Annotated in this window: 14 protein-coding genes; 2 read left to right on the forward strand and 12 right to left on the reverse strand. The window is 66.8% G+C overall.

The window, feature by feature from the left end; translation table 11 throughout:
• Positions 1 to 67 precede the first annotated feature (67 nt).
• From SBI20_RS04105 to SBI20_RS04125, 5 genes are all read right to left on the reverse strand, one after another.
• Complete coding sequence (locus SBI20_RS04105) at positions 68 to 1,582, reverse strand: efflux transporter outer membrane subunit (protein WP_317973852.1); 1,515 nt, start codon at positions 1,580 to 1,582, stop codon at positions 68 to 70.
• Positions 1,575 to 2,753: an efflux RND transporter periplasmic adaptor subunit gene (locus SBI20_RS04110; protein WP_317973853.1), complete on the reverse strand. Its 1,179-nt coding sequence runs from the start codon at positions 2,751 to 2,753 to the stop codon at positions 1,575 to 1,577. Before SBI20_RS04110 ends, SBI20_RS04105 begins: the two co-directional genes overlap by 8 nt.
• Positions 2,743 to 5,991 carry an efflux RND transporter permease subunit gene (locus SBI20_RS04115; protein WP_317976030.1) on the reverse strand — a complete coding sequence of 1,083 codons (3,249 nt, stop codon included), beginning with the start codon at positions 5,989 to 5,991 and terminating at the stop codon, positions 2,743 to 2,745. Before SBI20_RS04115 ends, SBI20_RS04110 begins: the two co-directional genes overlap by 11 nt.
• Before the next feature lie 222 nt (positions 5,992 to 6,213).
• Positions 6,214 to 7,641: a sensor histidine kinase gene (locus SBI20_RS04120; RefSeq protein WP_317973854.1), complete on the reverse strand. Its 1,428-nt coding sequence runs from the start codon at positions 7,639 to 7,641 to the stop codon at positions 6,214 to 6,216.
• A gap of 8 nt (positions 7,642 to 7,649) precedes the next feature.
• On the reverse strand, positions 7,650 to 8,333 hold the full coding sequence (locus SBI20_RS04125; protein WP_317973855.1) for a response regulator transcription factor: 684 nt from the start codon (positions 8,331 to 8,333) through the stop codon (positions 7,650 to 7,652).
• Positions 8,334 to 8,456: 123 nt separating this feature from the next.
• On the opposite strand from SBI20_RS04125, the gene SBI20_RS04130 reads away from it, so the two are divergent.
• Positions 8,457 to 8,897 (forward strand): globin domain-containing protein, encoded by a 441-nt coding sequence (locus tag SBI20_RS04130; protein ID WP_317973856.1) that lies wholly within the window; start codon positions 8,457 to 8,459, stop codon positions 8,895 to 8,897.
• A gap of 84 nt (positions 8,898 to 8,981) precedes the next feature.
• On the opposite strand, the gene SBI20_RS04135 is transcribed toward SBI20_RS04130, so the two are convergent.
• Positions 8,982 to 10,148, reverse strand: coding sequence for a pyridoxal phosphate-dependent aminotransferase (locus SBI20_RS04135; RefSeq protein WP_317973857.1), 1,167 nt, complete (start codon positions 10,146 to 10,148; stop codon positions 8,982 to 8,984).
• A 138-nt stretch (positions 10,149 to 10,286) separates the two neighbouring features.
• On the opposite strand from SBI20_RS04135, the gene mazG reads away from it, so the two are divergent.
• A complete protein-coding gene (gene mazG, locus SBI20_RS04140; RefSeq protein ID WP_317973858.1) occupies positions 10,287 to 11,063 on the forward strand; it encodes a nucleoside triphosphate pyrophosphohydrolase in 777 nt (258 codons plus the stop codon).
• A 54-nt stretch (positions 11,064 to 11,117) separates the two neighbouring features.
• Here the strand turns inward: mazG and hflX are convergent, their stop codons facing one another.
• The 6 genes from hflX to SBI20_RS04170 all read right to left on the reverse strand — a co-directional run bounded on the left by hflX (position 11,118) and on the right by SBI20_RS04170 (position 19,750).
• On the reverse strand, positions 11,118 to 12,455 hold the full coding sequence (gene hflX / locus SBI20_RS04145) for a GTPase HflX (RefSeq protein WP_317976031.1): 1,338 nt from the start codon (positions 12,453 to 12,455) through the stop codon (positions 11,118 to 11,120).
• Positions 12,452 to 13,042, reverse strand: coding sequence for an RNA chaperone Hfq (hfq, locus tag SBI20_RS04150; protein WP_317973859.1), 591 nt, complete (start codon positions 13,040 to 13,042; stop codon positions 12,452 to 12,454). Before hfq ends, hflX begins: the two co-directional genes overlap by 4 nt.
• Before the next feature lie 265 nt (positions 13,043 to 13,307).
• Positions 13,308 to 14,693, reverse strand: a complete 1,386-nt coding sequence (ntrX, locus tag SBI20_RS04155) for a nitrogen assimilation response regulator NtrX (protein WP_317973860.1) — start codon at positions 14,691 to 14,693, stop codon at positions 13,308 to 13,310.
• Positions 14,694 to 14,757: 64 nt separating this feature from the next.
• Complete coding sequence (locus SBI20_RS04160) at positions 14,758 to 17,037, reverse strand: sensor histidine kinase (RefSeq protein WP_317973861.1); 2,280 nt, start codon at positions 17,035 to 17,037, stop codon at positions 14,758 to 14,760.
• 77 nt (positions 17,038 to 17,114) lie between these two features.
• Positions 17,115 to 18,587, reverse strand: coding sequence for a sigma-54-dependent transcriptional regulator (locus tag SBI20_RS04165; protein ID WP_317973862.1), 1,473 nt, complete (start codon positions 18,585 to 18,587; stop codon positions 17,115 to 17,117).
• Positions 18,584 to 19,750, reverse strand: coding sequence for a two-component system sensor histidine kinase NtrB (locus SBI20_RS04170; RefSeq protein WP_317976032.1), 1,167 nt, complete (start codon positions 19,748 to 19,750; stop codon positions 18,584 to 18,586). The genes SBI20_RS04165 and SBI20_RS04170 overlap by 4 nt, the downstream gene beginning before the upstream one ends.
• Positions 19,751 to 19,807: the final 57 nt, after the last annotated feature.

Below are 19,807 nucleotides of genomic sequence, written 5' to 3' on the forward strand. Positions count from 1 at the left end.
CTTCATGTTTCTCCGCCGCCCTTGTCAAAGGGCCAGCGCGAAAAGCCAAGCCCCCTTCCGTCAATTGTCAGCCTTTGCCCGGCTCGGCCCCCTTCGTTGCGGGCACCGTTGCGGGCAACGCCGCAGCATTCGCATCGGCTTTGCCCGGTGTCCGCAGCGACCAGCCGCCGCCCACCGCGCGGAACAGCCGCACGCTGGCCTGAAGCCGGCGCGTCTCGACCCGGATCGCCTGCTGGCGCGTGCGCAGCGCGGTGGTCTGGGCATTCACGACATCGAGATAGCTGACCGCGCCACGCTCGTAGCGCCGCGTCGCCAGCGTCTCGACCTGCCCGGCCTGCTGGGCGGCACGGGTTTCGGCCATGGCTTCATCGCCGAGGTGGTGGAGCTGCGAAAGCCCGTCCTCGACATCCTGCACCGCCGAAAGCACCTTGCCGCGATACGTCGCCGCCGCCGCTTCCCAATCGGCCCGCGCCTCGCGAACACGGGCATGACGCCGCCCGCCATCGAGCAGGGTAAACGCGACATTGGGGCCGATCGACCAGAACGTGGTGGGCGCGGTGAACAGGTTGGCCACCGACGTGGTCTGCGTGCCGATCTGCCCGCCCAGCAACAGCGAGGGGAAGAAGGCCGCCTTGGCCACCCCGATGCGCTGGTTGGCCGCCGCCACCCGCCGCTCGGCTGCCGCGATGTCGGGCCTGCGTTCAAGGAGGGTCGAGGGAACGCTGACCGGCACTTCGGGCATGGGCAAGGGCCGGGCCGAAGCGGGCACCGAAAAGCCGGTCGCCGGTGTCCCCACGAGGGTCGCCACCGCATGTTCGGCCAGCGCGCGGGCATTGCGCGCTTCGGCCAGCGCGGCCTTGGCCTCGGCCAGCTGGGCGCCCGACTGGCCGATTTCCATGCCGTTGGCGATGCCCCCGGCAAAACGCCGCTCGGTCATGTGGTCGGCGCGGCTATAGGCCGCCACGGTCGAGGTGAGCAGCTCGATCTCGCGATCCTGCCCGCGCAGCACGATATAGCCCTCGGCCAGTTCGGCCTGCAATTGCAGGCGCGTGTCGGCCAGATCGTCGGCAGCGGCCTGGGCATCGGCGCGCCCGGCCGAGATATTGGCCCGCACCCGGCCCCAGACGTCGGCCTCGTAGCTGCCGCTCGCGCTGACCGTATGCGCGCCATAATAATCGGGCTGAAGGCTTCCGTTTGAGCGCAACGGGCGCTGATCCGACTGGCGGTTGGCGGTCAGCGTCCCGCCAAGGCCCACTTGCGGGAACAGGTCCGCGCGTGCCTCGCGCAGCATCGCGCGGGCCCGGTCGTGCCGGGCGAGCGCGGCGGCGAGCGAGGGGCTGTCGGTCAGCAGCCGCTGTTCGAGGGCATCGAGCTGCGGGTCCTGATAGGCCGTCCACCAGGTCTCGCTGGGCATATCCTGCGCCGGATTGGCCGGAACCCACGGCCCCATGCCGTCGAATTTGGGCGCAAGAGCCACCTTGGGCGGCTCGTAGTGGGGGGCGAACGAACACCCCGCCAGTCCCTGGGCCAGGGTGAGAATGCCCGCTGCTCCGGCGAGCGGGCGCCACCGTGCCTTAGCCATGATGCGCCTCGTCGACACGCACGGCCTGACCTTGCGCGATGGAATCGGGGGGATTGTCGACGATCCGGGCCCCCGGCGTCAGCCCCGAGACCACCTCGACCGTCTTGCCCAGATCGCGACCGATCTGGATCGGCACCATCCGCACCTTGTTGTCCGGCCCCACCGTGGCGACTTCCGTACCCGACGAGCGGAACAGCAGCGCGCTTGCGGGGATCGAGACCGCGCCAGCTTGCGCTGGCACCTTGAAGCTCACCTGGGCATAGCCGCCCGCGCGCAGGGCATGGGCCTTGTTGTCGGCCAGCAGCTGGACCTGAAGCGCGCCGTTGACCGGGTTGATCGCATCCGACGTCCCCACGACCCGCGCCGCGAATGTCTCGCCGGGATGGTCAGGCACGGTCAGCGTCGCGTCCAGCCCTGCCTTCATCGCCGCCGCATAGGCCTGCGGCACGCCGACATAGAGACGGATGCGGCTGGTATCGGCCACGGTGAACATCGGCTGCTGGGTGGTCGCGCCCGGCCCCACCAGATCGCCGATGTCGGTCGTGCGCTGGGTAACCACACCGGCAAAGGGCGCGCGCACGGTGGCATAGGCCTTGAACGCGAGCAGCCGGTCGAGATCGGCCCTGGCCCCGCGCACGGTCGCCACCTGCACCGCCAGATTGCCGTTGCGCTCATCGGCTTCCTGCTGCGAGACGGAATGATCGGTCAGCAGGTCGTTCCAGCGCGCGGCGGTGCTGCGGGCGAGCGCGGCGCTCGCCTGTGCCTTGGCCAGCGCGGCCCGCGCGGCGATGATCTGCTGGTCGAGTTCGGGGGTCTCGATCCGGGCCAGCGGCGTGCCCTGTTCGACCGCCGCGCCGATATCGCGATCCCACGACTGCATGTAGCCGGCCACGCGCGCAAAGATATGCGCGGTGTTCCAGGCGGCCATCGTGCCGGGCAGGGTCAGGTCGCCATTGGCCGCAACCGGATTGGCGGTGATCAGATGGACGGTCGGCACGGCCTGCTGCTCGCTCCACGCGCTGGCATCGAGTGCCTCCCCGTGGCGGGTGTAGAGCCCGGCGGCAACCACCGCCACGGCCAGTACCCCGGCCACGATCCCGGCGGTCCTGAGCCCGCGCGGCGGTTTGCCCGACAGCAAGTCTGCTTCCGGCCTGTGGGTTTCATTCTGCATGGACAAGGTCTCCCTTGGTGGGAACCGGCGCGTCCGGGGCATGTGCGGCATCCCGGCGGTGGTTGCGATGGACGATGGAGAAGACCACGGGCACGAAGACCAGCGTGGCGAAAGTGGCACAGATCAGGCCGCCGATCACGGCGCGGCCCAGCGGGGCGTTCTGTTCGCCGCCCTCGCCAAGGCCCAGGGCCATGGGCCCCATGCCGATGATCATGGCAAGGGCCGTCATCAGCACCGGACGGAAACGGGTGGAGCCCGCCTCGATCGCCGCTGCCGTGGCATTGCCCAGCTCGGCCAGCTTTTCACGGGCAAAGCTGATCACCAGCACCGAGTTGGCCGTGGCCACGCCCATGCACATGATGGCCCCGGTCAAGGCTGGCACGGACAGCGGCGTATGGGTGGCAAACAGCGTCCAGACGATCCCGGCCAGCGCGGCCGGCAGCGCCGAGATGATCACCGCCGGGTCGGTCCAGCTCTGGAAGTTGACGACGATCAGCAGGTAGATCAGCACGATGGCGCCAACCAGCCCGAGGATGAGGCCGGTGAAGGCCGCATTCATGGTCTGGACCTGGCCGCGGATGATCACGCTCGATCCCTTGGGCAGCTGGGCCTTGGTATCGTCGAGAACCTTCTGCACCTGCCCGGCCACCGCGCCAAGGTCGCGCCCCTGGATCGTGGCATAGACGTCGAACGCGGGGCGCACTGCATAGTGCGTGATCAGGGCCGCCGTCGGCGTCCGGTGCATCGTGCCCAGCGCCCCCAGAAGCTGAACGCTGTTCGGGCTCGACGAGGTGATCGGCAGCGTTTGCAGCGCATTGACCGAATCCGTGCGATATTGCGGGGTCTGCACCACGATCGGATAGGACACCCCGTTCTTCGGGTTGAGCCAGAACGTCGGCGCGACCTGCGAACTGCCGGCCAGATTGACCGAAAGGCTGCGGGTCACGTCGTTTTCGGTCACGCCAAGGCGGTCGGCCTGGGCGCGGTCGATGTCGAAGTTGAGCTGGGGCGAATTGCTGGCCTGTTGCAGACGCACGTCGGCAATGCCGCCAATGTGCTGCATGCGGCCAGCCACCAGCCGGGCATAGGCCTCGTTGTCCTTCACATTGGCGCCGGTGATCGTCACGTCGATCGGGGCAGGCGCACCGAAGTTGAGGATCTGGCTGATGATGTCGGCAGGCAGGAACGAGAAGGTCGTGCCGGGGAACAGGCGCGGCAGCTTCTCGCGCAGCGCGCGGACATAGCCCTCGGTCGGACGATGGTCCTCGCCCAGCGTGACCAGAATGTCGCCATCCTGCGCGCCGATGCCACCACTGTTCATGTAGGCCGTGTTGATGCCCGAGGACGACAGGCCGATGTTGTCGACAATCGAGACCAGCTGGTCATGGGGCACCTCGCGGCGGATTTCGTCCTCGACCTTGTCGAACAGGGCCGCAGTCTCTTCCAGACGCGTGCCGACCGGCGCGCGCACATGAAGGCTGATCTGCCCGGAGTCGATGCTCGGGAAGAAATTGCGCCCCAGAAACGGCACCAGTGCCAGCGACAACAGGACCACCGCGAGGAAGCCGGGCACGAAGACCCGGCGCCGCGCGAGGGCAAAGCGCAAGGCGCCGACATACCAGGTGCGGATCGCCTCGAAGCGGGTCTCGAAACCGTGCTGGAACGCGCGCAACCCATGGACGATGCGGTTCCCGCCCGGATTGGCCCCGGCCAGCGCATCGTGGCTGACCATGGTCTGGGCGTCATGGCCCGAACCATGGGCGCGCAGCAGGAAATTGCTCATCGTGGGCACCAGCGTGCGCGAGAGCACGAAGCTGGCGATCATCGCGAAGACGACCGACTTGGCCATCGGCGCGAACAGGAAGCCCGCCACGCCCGGCAGGAAGAACATCGGCACGAAGGCGATGCAGATGCACAGCAGCGAGACGAAAGCCGGGCCGACGATCTGCTGTGCCCCGTCGAGGATCGACTCAGCCACGCCCTTGCCCTGTTCGAGGTGCCAGTTGATGTTCTCGATGGTCACCGTCGCGTCGTCGACGAGGATGCCCACCGCCAGCGCCAGGCCGCCCAGCGTCATGATGTTGAGCGTCTCGCCCGACAGCGCGAGGCCCGCCACCGCCGCCAGAATGGCCAGCGGGATCGAGGTCGCGATGATCACCGTCGAGCGCCACGAGCCCAGGAACAGGAGGATCATCAGGCTGGTGAGGGCCGCCGCCATCACGCCTTCGCGCACCACCCCGGAAATCGCCGCCTTCACGAACAGCGACTGGTCGGAGAGCAACTGGATCTTCAGGTCGGCGGGCAGCGTCTCGCGCAGCTTGGGCAGCAGCGCCTTGACGTTCTCGACGATGTCCACCGTCGAGGCCGAGCCCGCCTTGAGGATCGTCATGAGCACCGCGCGGCCCCCGTCGACGCGCACTTCGTTGACCTGCGGGGGCGAACCGTCGTGAACATGGGCAACGTCGCCGATGGTCACGGTGGTGCCGTCGGTCGTGCGGATCGGCAGCGCGTTGAGGGTGTCGATCACCTGCGGGCTGTTGTTGAGGCGGATCTGGTACTCGTACTCGCCGATCTTGGTGGTCCCGGCTGGCACGATCTGGTTTTGCGCGGCGAGCGCGGCGCCCACGTCAGCCGCCGAAAGGTGGCGCTGCAACAGGGCGGCGGGGTCGAGGTCGATCTGGATCTGGCGTTCACGCCCGCCATAGGGCGAAGGCACGGCCGCGCCCTGCACGGTCGCCAGCTGCGGGCGGATCGAGTTCTGGCCAAGGTCGTAGATCGCCTGTTCCGACAGGCTCCCCGACGAGAGCGCCATTTGCAGGATCGGCACCGTCGAAGCCGAATAGTTGAGGATCAGCGGCGGGGTCATGCCCGGCGGCATCTGCTTGAGCACCGTCTGCGAAACCGAAGTCACCTGCGCGGTGGCCGTGCGGATGTCGACGCCGGGGCGGAAGAAGATCTTGACCACGCCTACGCCGTTCATCGACTGGCTTTCGATATGGTCGATGTCGTTGACGGTCGAAGTGAGCGAACGCTCGTAGTAATAGACCACACGGCCCGACATGTCCTGGGGCGAAAGGCCCTTGTACTGCCAGACCGCCGCGATCACGGGGATGCGGATGTCCGGGAAAATATCGGTCGGGGTGCGTATCCAGGCAATCGAGCCCGAAAGCACGATCAGGATGGCTAGGACGACGAAGGTATAGGGCTTGCCGAGGGCAAGCTTGACCAGTTGCAGCATGGCGTTCCCATGGGGTTTGGCCTGCTCCGCAGCCCGCTCGTCCATGCAATCCCGTGAAGGAGCAGAACGAGGGATACGCGACACAGGCGCCAGAAACGACGGCCTCACCCGGAAAGGGCGATGCCTACCCCTTGCTCATGAACGACCATGCCGCACCGCACCAATGAAATGAATTTCACATGGCCGGGCCTTCCCATGTATCCGACCCGCGCGGGCTCCCGGTCAAAGGGCGCCATCAGCCCCCTTGCCACCGAAGGCCCGCGCATGAAGCCGCGCGGCCAGCCCGCCAGACCGGCCCGCGTCCCCATCCCCCCCCGCCACCGGACGGGACGCGGCCAATTCGAGCGTATACTGGTGCAAGTGGGCAATCGCGGCCACCACGCTGAGCCCCAGCCCCGAACCGGGCACCGCCGGAGAGGCCGCCCCACGGTCGAACCGGCGCACCACCGCCTCGACCTGCTCGGGCGGGATGCCGGGCCCGTCGTCGCGCACCTCGATCACCACATCCCCTTCGCGTTCCGCCTCGCCGCAGATCACCGAGACGACCACATCCCCGCCCGCCGGGCTGAACTTGATCGCATTGTCGACCAGATTGCTCAACGCCTCGACCATCAACTGGGCATCGCAGAACAGCACGGCGTGCATCACCGTTCCCGACAGCAGGCGCACCCCCTGTTCCTCGGCCAGCGGAGCATAGAGATCGATCACCACATCGACGAGCCCGTCGATCCCGACCGCGCCAAAGCCCTGCCTGCGATGCCCGGCTTCCAGTTCGGAAATCCGCAGGAGCGCGGCAAAGCGGGCCAGCACGGTGTCGAGCCCATCCATCGCCGCCTCGATCCGGCTGGTCCCGGCAGGCGGCATATCGGGCGCGCGGGCAGCGCGGTAGAGCTGGTTGCGCACGCGGGTGAGCGGGGTGCGCAAGTCGTGGGCAATCGCATCGGTGACCGACTTGACCTGCTCCATCGAGCCCTCGACTTCGCCGATCATGTGGTTGACCGTCTCGGCAAAGAGGTCGAGCTCGTCGCCGCGCCCCTCGATCGGCATGCGTGCATCGAGTCGTCCGCCCGCGATCTCGGCGGCCACCCGCTGCAAGCGGTCCACCCGGCGCAAGGGCCCCAGGCTCAGCGCCAGCCCCGTCAGCAGCAGCAGCGGAACCACCACGAACCCTGTCACCAGCAGCATGAGCAGCACATGGTCGCGCAAGGCAGGCAGCAGGCTGATGTCGCGCCCGACGATGATCACCCTCCCGTCGGGCTGGCGCTTGGCCAGAATGCGCAAAGGCGCCCTGACATCGGCACCGGTGTCGCGATAATAGGGCGTGCCGATCGCTTCGGGCGGGCTCGCCCCCAGATCCCCGGCCAGCCAGCGCCCCCCGGCCGAGAGCAGCCCGTAATGGCCGAACCGGCTTCCGCTGCCCACCGACCGCTCGATGACCTCCGGCAGATTGGCTGGCGGCACTTCTTCGAGATGGGCCATCTCGCTGCGCAGGATCTGGTCGACGCGCACGTCCAGATCGTTGGCCGTCAGGCTGTAGACCAGCAGCAAGGCCAGCAGCACCCCCATGACCCCGGCCATGCCGAACATCACCGTCAGGCGGAACGTGCTGGTCTTGCTGACCGCCGAAAGACGGGGCCAGCCCCTAGGCACGCTGGTTCCTAGCTGCCATCGAAACGATACCCTTCGCCCTTGACCGTCTCGATCAGCGACGAGCGGCCCGGCACGATGTCGATCTTCTTGCGCAGGCGCGCGATATGGACCGCGATCAGGTTGGCCCCCGGATCGAAATAATAGCCCCAGACCCGCTCGAAGATGATCTGCCGGGGCATCGTTTCCCCGGCATTGCGCACGAGAAATTCGAGCAGGCGGAATTCCATGTGCAACAGTCGCACCGGCGTCCCGTCCACGCGGACCTCGCGCGCGATCAGGTCGATCTCGACGGGCCCGGCCACCAGCAGGGCCGTTGCCGCGCTCATCTGCCGCTGGCGCCGCAACAGGACTTCCACCCGCATCGCCATCTCGTCGGGCGCGAAAGGCTTGATCAGATAATCGTCGCCGCCCGCTCGCAGGCCCGCGATCCGCTCGTCGACATCGCCCAGCGCACTGATCATCAGCACCGGCAGGGCCAGCCCCGCCGCCCGCAACCGGGCCACGACCGAAAGGCCGTCAAGGCCGGGCAGCATGCGGTCGAGCGTCACCGCATCGAACGGCTCGCGCAAGGCCATCTCGACCCCGGCAGCCCCGTCCCCGGCCGAGCGCACCTCGTGGCCGTGCCCGGTCAGTTCGGTCACGATTTCGGCGGCGGTATCGGGATCGTCCTCGATGACAAGAATACGGGCCATGCCCCGCTTCCTACCCCCGAACACGACCGCTGGCCAGACCACCGGCACCGGACATGCCAAGCCATATATCATCATGCACAGCACGCTGGCCTTCCCGCGCATGAGCGCCTAGGAGATCCCGCCATGACCCAAGAAGCATCCGATCCTGCAACCCCCACCCCCTACGACCTGCTGGGCGGCGAAGCCATGGTGCGCGCGGTGTGCGCGCGTTTCTACGCGCTCATGGACGAATTGCCCGAAGCGGCAGCCTGCCGCGCGGTCCATCCTCCCTCGCTCGTCAACGCCGAGCGCAAGCTCTATGAATATCTGACCGGCTGGCTGGGCGGCCCGCCGCTCTACACCAGCCAGTATGGCCATCCGCGCCTGCGCATGCGCCATTTCATGGCGCCCATCGGCGCAGACGAGATCGAGGGCTGGCTGGCCTGCTTCCACCGCGCCTGGGGCGAACTGGTGCCCGCTTCGCCGCTGTCGGCCAGCATCCTCGAGAAAGTCGATGCGCTCGGCTGGCACATGGCCAACAAGCCCGACACGCAAAGGCCCGAAGAAACCCAGGCCAGCGCCTGACCCGTTCATGCCCGGCTACCGGGTCCGGGGGCGCTTGCGCGCCCCCTTTTTTTCTGGTCCCCGAGACTCAGCGCCTCGCGAAACTCAGGCCCGCAAGATCGGGTCCACCGCTGCGCAAAAACGCTGCATCTCGGCGGGCGAGCCGATGGTGATCCGCGACATCGTCGGCCAGATCGTCCAGGACCGCCCGATGACGACCCCGCGCGCCTCGAACGCCGCCTTGATCGGGGCTGCCGGGCGCCCCCAGTCGACCATCAGCATGTTGGCCTCGCTCGGCAGGACCTTGAACCCGCGCCCGCGCAAAAACTCCGCCGTCGTTGCCCGCGTGCGCGCGGTGAGCGTGCGGCGCGCGGCGATCAGGTCCGGGCGCTTGAGGCTCGCCGTCGCGCAGACCAGCGCGGGCACCGGCAGCTGCCCCATCAGGACATGCCCGTCGGCCATCATCAGCTTTTCGAGCAGTTCAGGCCGCCCGATGGAAAGCCCCATGCGCATCCCCGCCATGCCGAAGATCTTCGAGAACGTGCGCAAGATCACCACATCGGCGCCCGAGCGCACGAAATCCATGCCCGACTCGGCTTCCGAGAAGTGCAGGTAGGCCTCGTCGAGAAGCACGATCGAACCGGCCGGCTTGTTGGCCAGCAACCAGGCGATGTCTTCCTTCGGGGTCAGCGAACCGGTCGGATTGTTGGGGTTGCAGATGTAGAACAGCCCGGCTTTCGGATTGGCCGCGACCATCGCGCGCACATCGTGCGCCTGGTCGGACGCACGCAGCGGCACCTTGACCAGCGGCACCCCCATATATTCTGCCGTCGTCCACGCGACCTCGAAGGTCGGATTGGCGGTCACCAGCCCGCGCTCGGGGCTGCACATCCCCAGGACGGAGCGTACCAGCGGGCTGGTCGACCCGGCCCAGGGCACGACATGGTCGACCGGCACCTTCTCCATCGAGGCCACGAGCTTGATGAGGGCATCGCACTCGCCATCGGGATCGTAATAATTGCAATGGGGCGTCACCTCCCGCACCGCAGCAACCGCATCGGGGACCGGCCCCTCCCAGTATTCGTTGCTGCCAATCCGCGCCATGCCCGGCGCGCCCCGGCTCGGGAGCGCCACCGGCGCTGCAAGCGCCCGCTCGCCCATGGCCAGGCTGCCGCCCAGCAAGGCAGCCATCTGGAACATCCGCCGACGGTCGAGCGCCAGCCCCCCGGAAGCTTCGGAAGAGACAGATTCGGACCCGACGTAATCAGCCATGGCGCACATTCCTCCACTGCAACAATGCAATGGGAAACAAGGTGTAACGACTTGCGACGGCGGTCAACCCAGTCCTTGTGCAGTGCGGCAAAATACCCGGCGTGACAGGATACCTGCCAGCGCCTAGGAACACTGTCCATGACCCAAACCACCCCCGCACTCGCCCGCCTGCTGGCGATCATGGCCCGCCTGCGCGATCCGCAAGGCGGTTGCGAATGGGATCTGGCGCAAAGCTTCGCGACGATCGCCCCCTACACGATCGAGGAAGCCTACGAAGTGGCCGACGCCATCGCCCGCAACGACATCGCCGACTTGCGCGAGGAACTGGGCGACCTGCTCCTGCAAGTCGTCTTCCACAGCCGGATCGCGCAGGAAGCAGGCCATTTCGACTTCGACGCCGTGGCCGCGGCCATCGCCGACAAGATGGAGGCCCGCCACCCCCATATTTTCGCCGCGCAAGACGACACTGGTCAATCCCGGCAGGACCGCTGGGAAAATGCCAAGGAGGCCGAACGCGCGGCCAAGGGCGCGCAAAGCGCGCTCGATGGCGTCGCCCTCGCGCTGCCCGCGCTCATGCGCGCCGAAAAGCTGCAAAAGCGCGCCGCCCGCGTCGGCTTCGACTGGCCCGACACATCAGGCCCGCGCGCCAAGGTGATCGAGGAACTCGACGAACTGGCCGCCGCGGCCACCCCTGAGGAAAAGCTCGACGAAGCCGGAGACCTGCTCTTCGCCGCCGTCAACCTCGCCCGTGCGCATGGTGTCGCCCCCGAAGAAGCCCTCCGCCACGCCAACGCCAAATTCGAACGCCGCTTCCGCGGAATGGAGGCCCTGGCCCAGGGCACGTTCCCCACGCTCGACCTCGAAGCGCAGGAAGCCCTCTGGCAAGCGGTCAAAGCCACCGAACGGCAAGCCTGACACCAAAGCAAAAGGCCCCGGACTGAAATCCGGGGCCCACTCGCTGCCTGCCCCTCAAAGCCGGGTAAACCGCCCCAGATCGGCCGGGCTCATGCGCACCGACACCCGCAAGGCATTTTCGCCCTCGATCGGCTGCTCGCCCAGAACCTCGCCATGGGCATGAAGCCACGCAAGGCGCTGCCCGTCGGCCATCGGCACAGTCAGTTCGAGCACTTGCGCGCCCCCGGTCAGAATATCGCTGAGCACCTCAAGCAGGGCATCCGTGCCCTCGCCGGTCATCGCCGAAATCGGCACGACGCGGTTTTCCGGCACGCCATGGGCGATGATGTCGGCACGCAAGGCCTTGTCCTCGTCGCTCAGCAAGTCCCACTTGTTCCACGCCTCGATGATCGGAACCGAGGCCCCTTCCTCGCCAATCACGCCAAGGTCGGCGAGGATTTCCTCGACTTCGGCTTTCTGCTGAGCGGTCGCGGGGTTGGAAATGTCGCGGACATGGACGATCACGTCGGCCGCCGTCACTTCTTCGAGCGTCGCACGGAAAGCCGCGACGAGCTGGGTCGGCAGGTCGGAAATGAAGCCCACCGTGTCCGACAGGATCGCCTTTTCGACACCGGGCAGGCGGATCGCGCGCATCGTCGGGTCGAGCGTGGCAAACAGCAGGTCCTGCGCCATCACATCCGCCCCGGTCAGGCGGTTGAACAGCGTCGACTTGCCCGCATTGGTATAGCCGACAAGGGCGATAATCGGCCAGGGCGCGCGCTGACGCCGCTCGCGATGCAGACCGCGGGTGCGACGAACCTGTTCGAGTTCGCGGCGCAGGCGCCCCATGCGGTTGCGGATCATCCGCCGGTCGGCCTCAATCTGGGTCTCGCCGGGGCCGCCCAGGAACCCGAACCCGCCGCGCTGGCGTTCAAGGTGGGTCCACGAGCGGACCAGTCGCCCGGCCTGATAGTCGAGATGCGCCAGTTCGACCTGCAAGCGCCCTTCGGCGGTCGCCGCGCGCTCGCCAAAGATTTCGAGGATCAACCCGGTGCGGTCGATCACCTTGCGCTTGAGCTTGTCTTCGAGGTTGCGCTGCTGGATCGCCGAAAGCGACCCGTCGACGATGACCAGTTCGGCCTCGTTCTGGGCGATGGAGATCGCCAGACGCTCGACCTGCCCTTCACCGAACAGCGTGCCGGGGCGCACCGCGCGAATGGGAACGATGAAGGCATCGACGACCTCGATGCCGATGGCGCGGGCCAGCCCTTGCCCTTCTTCCAGACGCGCCTCGGCGTCTTCGCCAAGGCCACCGCGCTGGCGAATGTCGGGCAGGACGACGATGGCCCGTGCGCCACGGGTGACCTCGCCTTCGAGATCACCCGCGTTGCGACCAAATTCAAACGTGCTCAGTTGGCTTCGCCTTCCCAGTCGCCGGTCAGATCGACATGGCCCGCAGGCTGGATCGTCGAGACGGCATGCTTGTAGGCCAGCTGCACATAGCCTTCGCGTTCGAGCAGCATGCAGAACAGGTCATAGGCCGCGACCTTGCCCTGAAGCATCACGCCATTGACGAGGAACATGGTGACCTGCACGCCCGCATCGCGCACGCTCGACAGGAACACTTCCTGAAGCAGGCGCTTGCGGCCGCCTTCGCCTTCGCCACCCTGGAAATGGGCGACCGAAAGCTGCTGGCCGGGCATGATCGTCGAAATGGCGTGCTTGTAGACCAGCTGCGACTGGCCATCGCGGCGCAGCAGGATCGAGAAATTGTCGAACCAGGTGACGATGCCCTGAAGCTTGACTCCCTTGACCAGGAACATGGTCACGGGAATCTTGTTCTTGCGCAGGTGGTTGAGGAAAACGTCCTGAAGGTTCTGGCCCTTCACGCTGCCACCCGCATGCGTCGGGGCAGGAGCGGGAGCCGAGGGCACGGCATCTTCGGGTTCAGCGGCTTCCGACTTGGCACGAGGGCGAGCGGACAGCGTCTTGCCGGTCATTATATGTGACTCCATCATATTGGCGCGCCTTGAAAAGGCTTGCGCGATCTGGCGGGCCATCGCGATTGTGCATCGCAAAACCCCGCCGGGTTCGCGGCCTTTTTATGGCCCGATGGCGCCCGCGTAAACCGGCTTTTTGCCGCCCCGACGCGCCGTCACACAAAAACCCCTGCATAAATCACATAAATGCACATGCCTCGCAAAGGCAGGAATCCGGGGCAGTCACAGCGCCTGCGCCCGCCCCCCGCAACTCAGTCTTCTTCACTCAATCCTCATCCTCGCCTTCGCGCCGCTCGGCCATGCCCAGCAGCTTGAGCTTGCGGTGCAGCGCCGAGCGTTCCATGCCGATGAAGCTGGCGGTCTTGGAAATGTTGCCCGAAAAGCGCCGGATCTGGACCTTGAGATATTCGCGCTCGAAGTTCTCGCGCGCTTCGCGCAGCGGCACCCCCATCAGCGCCGAGGCCCCGCTTTCGGCGCCCAGCCGGGTGCTGACGATTTCGGCAGGCAGCATGTCGGCCTCGATCCGCCCCAGCCGCTCGCGCGGGGTGAGGATGATCGTGCGTTCGACCACATTGCGCAACTGGCGCACGTTGCCCGGCCAGTCATAGCTCTGCAACGCGGCCATTGCCTCGCTCGAAATCCCCGGCGGGGCGATGCCCTGCTCGGCGGCATGACGGGCAAAGAAATGATCGACGAGCGCGGGAATGTCGTCGCGCCGCTCGGTCAGCGGGGGAATGGCCACCGGCACCACGTTGAGGCGATAGAACAAGTCCTCGCGGAAGCGCCGCTCGGCGATCTCCTTTTCGAGCGGACGCGACGAGGAGGAAACCACGCGCACATCGACCCGGATTTGCCGGTGCCCGCCCACGCGCACGAAGGCCTGCTCGGTCAGCACCCGCAGGATGCGCGCCTGGCTCGAAGCGGGCATGTCGGCTACTTCGTCGAGGAACAGCGTGCCGCCATCGGCCATTTCGAGCAGCCCGGCACGCACAAGCTTGCCGTCGGCTTCCTCGCCGAACAGTTCCTGCTCGAAGCGTTCGGGCGTGATCCGCGCCGAATTGACGGTGATGAAGGCATTCTGCGCGCGCGGGCTCCAGCTGTGCAGCAGGCGCGCGGCCACTTCCTTGCCCGATCCGGCCGGCCCGGTGATCAGCAGGCGGCTGCCGGTATTGGCCACGCGCTTGAGCGTCGCGCGAACCTGATTGATCGACGAGGAATTGCCCGTAAACTCTTCGGATGCAACGAAACCCTGCCGCAGGCGCTGGTTTTCGCGGCGCAGGCGCTCGGTCTCGGTCGCCCGTTCGACCAGCAGCAGCAGGCGCTCGGCCTCGAACGGCTTTTCGAGGAAATCCATCGCCCCCCGGCTGATCGCCGAGACCGCGGTGTCGATATTGCCGTGGCCCGAAAAGATGATCACCGGCAGTTCGGGCTCACGCTTCTTGATCTCGTCGAGCACTTCGAGCCCGTCCATCGGGCTCCCGTGCAGCCAGACATCGAGCAGGACGAGGCTGGGCCGCTGCTCGTCGATGGCGGCCAGCGCCGAAGTGCTGTCGGCTGCCAGACGACAGCCATAGCCTTCGTCGCTGAGCACCCCTGCGACCAGTTCGCGAATGTCACGTTCATCGTCGACGATCAGGATATCGAGTGCCATGGAAGTGATCAGACCCTATCGAAAATGCCGCTCAAAATATTCAAACAACAAGAAATTATGCACGTTACGAGACAACCGCCTCGTTGGTGGCGCCGCCCGCGCCTGAAGCCCCGTTGCCCGAGGATGCCTGCGCCAGCGGATCGCGTGCGAACCGCATGGTTACCCGCGTGCCGCCTTCGGGCTCCGAGGCAAAGGCCATCGTGCCGCCATGTTCCTCGACGATCTTGTTGACGATCGCGAGGCCCAGCCCGGTGCCCTTTTCGCGCGTGGTCACGTAAGGTTCGAGAATGCGCTCGCGCTCGGCAGGAAGGCCAATGCCATTGTCGATGACATTGACCGTCACCGCCTGCTCATCGGCCGTCAGCATGACCGCCACGCGCCCGCGATAGCCCTCGCTGCCGCCAAGGTTGCCCAGCCTGACGCGCTGTTGTTCAATCGCTTCGACCGCATTCTTGAGAACATTGGTCATGACCTGCCCGAACTGGTGACGGTCGCATTCGAAGGGGACCATGGGCGCCTGGCTGGAGAACGAGAAATCGATCTCGCCATGGGCCACTTCCTGAAGGAACAGCGCCTGACGCACGAGATCGCTGGCATCCTCGGCGCGGAACACCGGCTTGGGCAGGCGGGCGAACGAGGAAAACTCGTCGACCATCTTGCGCAAGTCGCCCACCTGCCGGATGATCGTCGCGGTCAGTTCCTCGAACAGTTCGGGATCGGTCACGATCTGGCGGCGATAGCGGCGCTTGAGGCGCTCGGTCGCCAGCTGGATCGGGGTCAGCGGATTCTTGATCTCGTGGGCGATGCGCCGGGCCACGTCCGACCAGGCGGCGCGGCGCTGGGTGATGATCTGGCGGGTGATGTCCTCGAAGGTGATCACATGGCCATGGCGGTCCGCTGTCGCCTTGACCGCCAGCGTCAGCAATTCACCCTGGCGGGCATACTGGATGATCCCGCTCGGCTCGCCGCTGGCGACCATCTGGGCGATCTGGGGCGCGATCTCGGCAAGGGCGTGGCCCTCGCCATGGGCATCCGGGCCATCGAGCAGAAGCTTCTGGGCCGAGGAATTCATCAGCAGGATCGTGCCATCGGTGCCCACCGAGATGATCCCCGCGGTGATCGCCTCCAGCACGGTCTCGATGAAGACGCGACGCACGTCGAGCTGGGCATTGGCGTTGACGAGGGCTTGCGTCTGCCCTTCGAGCTGGGCGGTCATGCGGTTGAACGCACGGGTCAGCAGGCCGACTTCGTCGATCTTCTTGCCCGGTGCCACGCGCATGGCAAAATTGCCGCTGCCCACGCTGCGTGCGGCCTTGACCAGCTCGATCAGCGGCGCGACCTGCCGGTCGGCAAAGCGCAGCGCCACCCACACCGCCAGCAGGACCAGCGCAAGGCTGATCAGGAACAGCGCGATGTTGAAACGCAATTGCAGCGCCCGCGCACTGCGCGTGAGCGTATCATAGGCGCTCAGCACGCTCTTGGCGCGCTCGAACTGGCTCAGCGCCAGCCTGTCCGAATTGCGCGCCACGTAAAGATAAATGCCGCGCGAATGGTCGATCGTGGTCACCGCCTCGATCCGCTGGGCCGAAGCGCTCACGACGACCTGCTCGCCGGCATCGAGCTTGCGCAATTCGTCGGGCGTGATCCGCTCGCGGTTGTCCTTGCCATTGGGATCGACGATGGCCGCCGTGCGCAAGGTGCCATCGGCGGCGCGCTCGACAATCGCGCTCTCGTCCATCTTGCGGCTGTAGACCTGCCACGAATAGCCCGCCGCGAAATCCTGGCTGGTGATCGGCGCCTGATCGAAATAACCGCGAATGTCGCCAGCCATGGCCACGCTCTCGCGCCCCACATCGCGTAGCTTGTCGGCATAATAGCCATTGGCAAGGCTGCTGGCATTCTCCAGCATCCCGCGCGAATCCTTGGAAAACCAGAACTCCACGCCCGACTGGAACATCAGCGAGGCAAAGATCACCACCAGCAGCGTGGGGATCGCCGCGATCAGCGAGAACAGCCAGACCAGCCGCACATGCAGCCGCCCGCTCGTCCCCAGACCGCTGCGCGCCGCGCGCGCCAGCGCCAGACGCCGCCCGCCCAGCACGATCAGCGCCATGGCCGGAACCAGCGAGCCCACCAGCAGGACCGAGGTAACCCGCGCGGGCAGCAACTGGTTGGCGGTGCCATCGGCGGTCACCGTCTGCCACGCCACCGACAGCATGGTGATCAGCGCAGTACCCGCAACCATTTCGAGCAGGATGAACACGTTCGCCCGGCGCAAGGCTATGAGCAGCCTGCGCCACCAGCGCGGCAGCCGTTTACCCGAGCGGAATGCATTGGCGACCATCGTGACTGCTTTACAACGCCGCTGTTGCAAAAATGCAAGTCATTTTGTCGCGCCCGCCCGTCCCTGTCGGGCGAGCCTTACCGGATGGTCAGGGCATCCTCGGGCGCGATCCCCAGATCGCCCAGACGTTTGCGCAAGGTATTGCGGTTGATCCCCAGAAGCTGGGCCGCGCGCAACTGGTTCCCCCCGGTCTGGGCCAGCGCATGGAGAAACAGCGGGCGCTCGAACGCGGCCAGTGCCGCGTCATAGAGGGTTCCGGCCTCGGGTCGGGCTTCCTCGATGAAACGGGCAAGGGCTGTGGCAAAATCCTCGCGGCCATCACCCGCGATGCCTTCGCCATCGGCCTCGCCCGGAAACAGCCCGGCCTCCCCGGCGCGCGGAAGGGCGGGCACGTCGCCAGCCAGCAACGGCTCGATGGCGGCCTCGTCGATCACGTCATCGCGCGCGAGCAGGGCCAGACGGAAGATCACGTTGCGCAACTCGCGCACATTGCCCCGCCAGGGCTGCCGCGCGAGCAGCGCCGCGCCGCCGGCCGAAAGCTGGCGCCGGGGCAGCCCGTCAGCCGCCGCACGAGCGAGGAAATGCCGCGAGAGCGCCTCCACGTCGTCGGCCCGCTCGCGCAAGGGCGGCAGCTCGATCGGCACGACCGCGAGGCGATAATAGAGATCCTCGCGGAACTGGCCCGAGGCAATCATCGGCACGAGATCGCGGTTGGTCGCCGCGATGATCCGGCAGTCGAGCGCGATTTCCTCGGTCCCGCCCACGCGGCGGATGCGCCCGGATTGCAGCGCGCGCAGCAGCCGGGTCTGCGCTTCGAGCGGCATGTCGCCGATTTCGTCGAGGAACAGCGTGCCGCGCGCGGCCTGCTCGAACTTGCCGACATGGCGCGCCACAGCCCCGGTAAACGCGCCCTTTTCGTGGCCGAACAGCTCGCTCTCGATCAGCTCATGCGGAATGGCTGCCGTGTTGACCGCCACGAACGGCCCTTCGCGCCGGCTGCCGAGCTGGTGGATCGCTTCGGCCACGAGTTCCTTGCCGGTGCCCGATTCGCCCAGGATCAGCACCGTCAGGTCGTTGCGCAGCACGCGCGTGATCATCCGGTAGACCGCCTGCATCGCCGGACTGCGCCCGACCAGCGGCAGGGCCTGCCCCAGCTCCTCGTCGGCCCCGGAGAGGTCCGCCGCCTCGTTCGAGCCGAGCGCCTGTCGCACCGTGCGGACCAGTTCCTCAAGGTCGAAAGGCTTGGGGAAATACTCGAAAGCCCCCGTCTCGCTCGCCCGCACCGCCGTATCGAGGGTATTCTGCGCCGAAAGGATGATCACCTGCATCCGCGGAAACGCCGCGCGCACGGGGGGCAGGCTGGCAATGCCATCGCCATCGGTCAGCATCACGTCGGTGAGCATCAGGCCATAGGAATGCGCCGCCAGCAGCCGGTCGCGCCCGGCGATGCTGTCGCAGCGATCGACGCGCAGCCCTTCGGCCTCAAGCGCGGCGGTAATGACGATCGCGATCGAGGCATCGTCCTCGACCAGCAAGATGGCCTCGGTCATCGTCCCTTCCCTGCCTCTTTTTCCTGCGGATCGCGTTTTTCCGGGGCATCCTCGGCAACCGACCCGGCCACGGGCAGATGCAGGCGGAAATGGGTCCAGCCCCCTTCCTCGTCGCGGTCGTGGGTGATCCGCCCGTTCATCTCGCGCACCAGTTTCTGCACCAGCGCCAGTCCCAGCCCCTGTCCGTGCTTCTTGGCGGTCACGAAGGGCTCGAAGATATGGTCGCGCAAGGTCGGGTCCACACCGGGCCCGTTGTCGCTGACCCTGACCTCGATCGGCAGGCGCAGCGCCCGCTGCCCGCGCGAATGGACCTGAATGCCGCTGGCAAAGCGCGTGCGGATCATGATCTGCCGCCCGCCCATTCCCTCATCCCGTCCTTCGCAGGCTTCCCGCGCATTGGTCATCAGGTTGAGCATGACCTGCACGAGCGCATCGGGATTGGCCATGACCGGGGGCAGCGAGGGATCGAATTCCTCGCGGACGGGGACCACCCCACGATCGCTCGCCGCATCGCTCGCGGCAATGATCGCCTCGGCGCGGCGGATGGCGACATGGAGGTTGCAGGGCACCGCAGGCTCGCGGATGCGCCGCGAAAGCGATTGCATGGTGTCGATCAGCTTGGCGATCCGGTCGACTTCCGCGGTGATCAGCCCGGTCAGTGCGCGATCCGCCTCGCCCAGCTTGCGGTCGAGCAGTTGCGCCGCGCCGCGAATGCCCGCCAGCGGGTTCTTGATCTCGTGGGCGAGCACTTCGGGCGCGCGCAAGGCGCCGGTTTCGCCCTCGCCCGCGCCATGGACATCGTCGCCCAGCCCCTCGACCCCGCTCATCTCGTGCAGCACGAGCATCTGCCAGCCCGGATGATGCGCGACCGGCGCGGTCATCAGGTCGAGTGCGCGCGCGCTTTGCCCGGCCAGACCGACCCGCACCTTGCGCGCGACCAGATGGGTCTGGGCATCGGCCAGACGGCTCACGATCAAGGGCTCGTCGAACACCAGCACCTGTTCGAGCGGCCGGTTGACCAGTCGCCGCACGCTCTGCCCGAGCAGTTGCTCCGCCGCCGGATTGACCGCCGCCACGACCATCGCCGGATCGAGCAGCAGGACCGCCAGCGGAAAACTGGCGATCATCCTGTTGGGATCTGGCATCCGGTTCGGATCGGGCATCCGGCCCGCATCGGGCACAGGACCGGTTTCGGCCCTGTCCACACGATCCGGTTGCCC

The organism is Novosphingobium sp. IK01, from assembly GCF_033242265.1.
GTDB lineage: Bacteria > Pseudomonadota > Alphaproteobacteria > Sphingomonadales > Sphingomonadaceae > Novosphingobium > Novosphingobium pituita.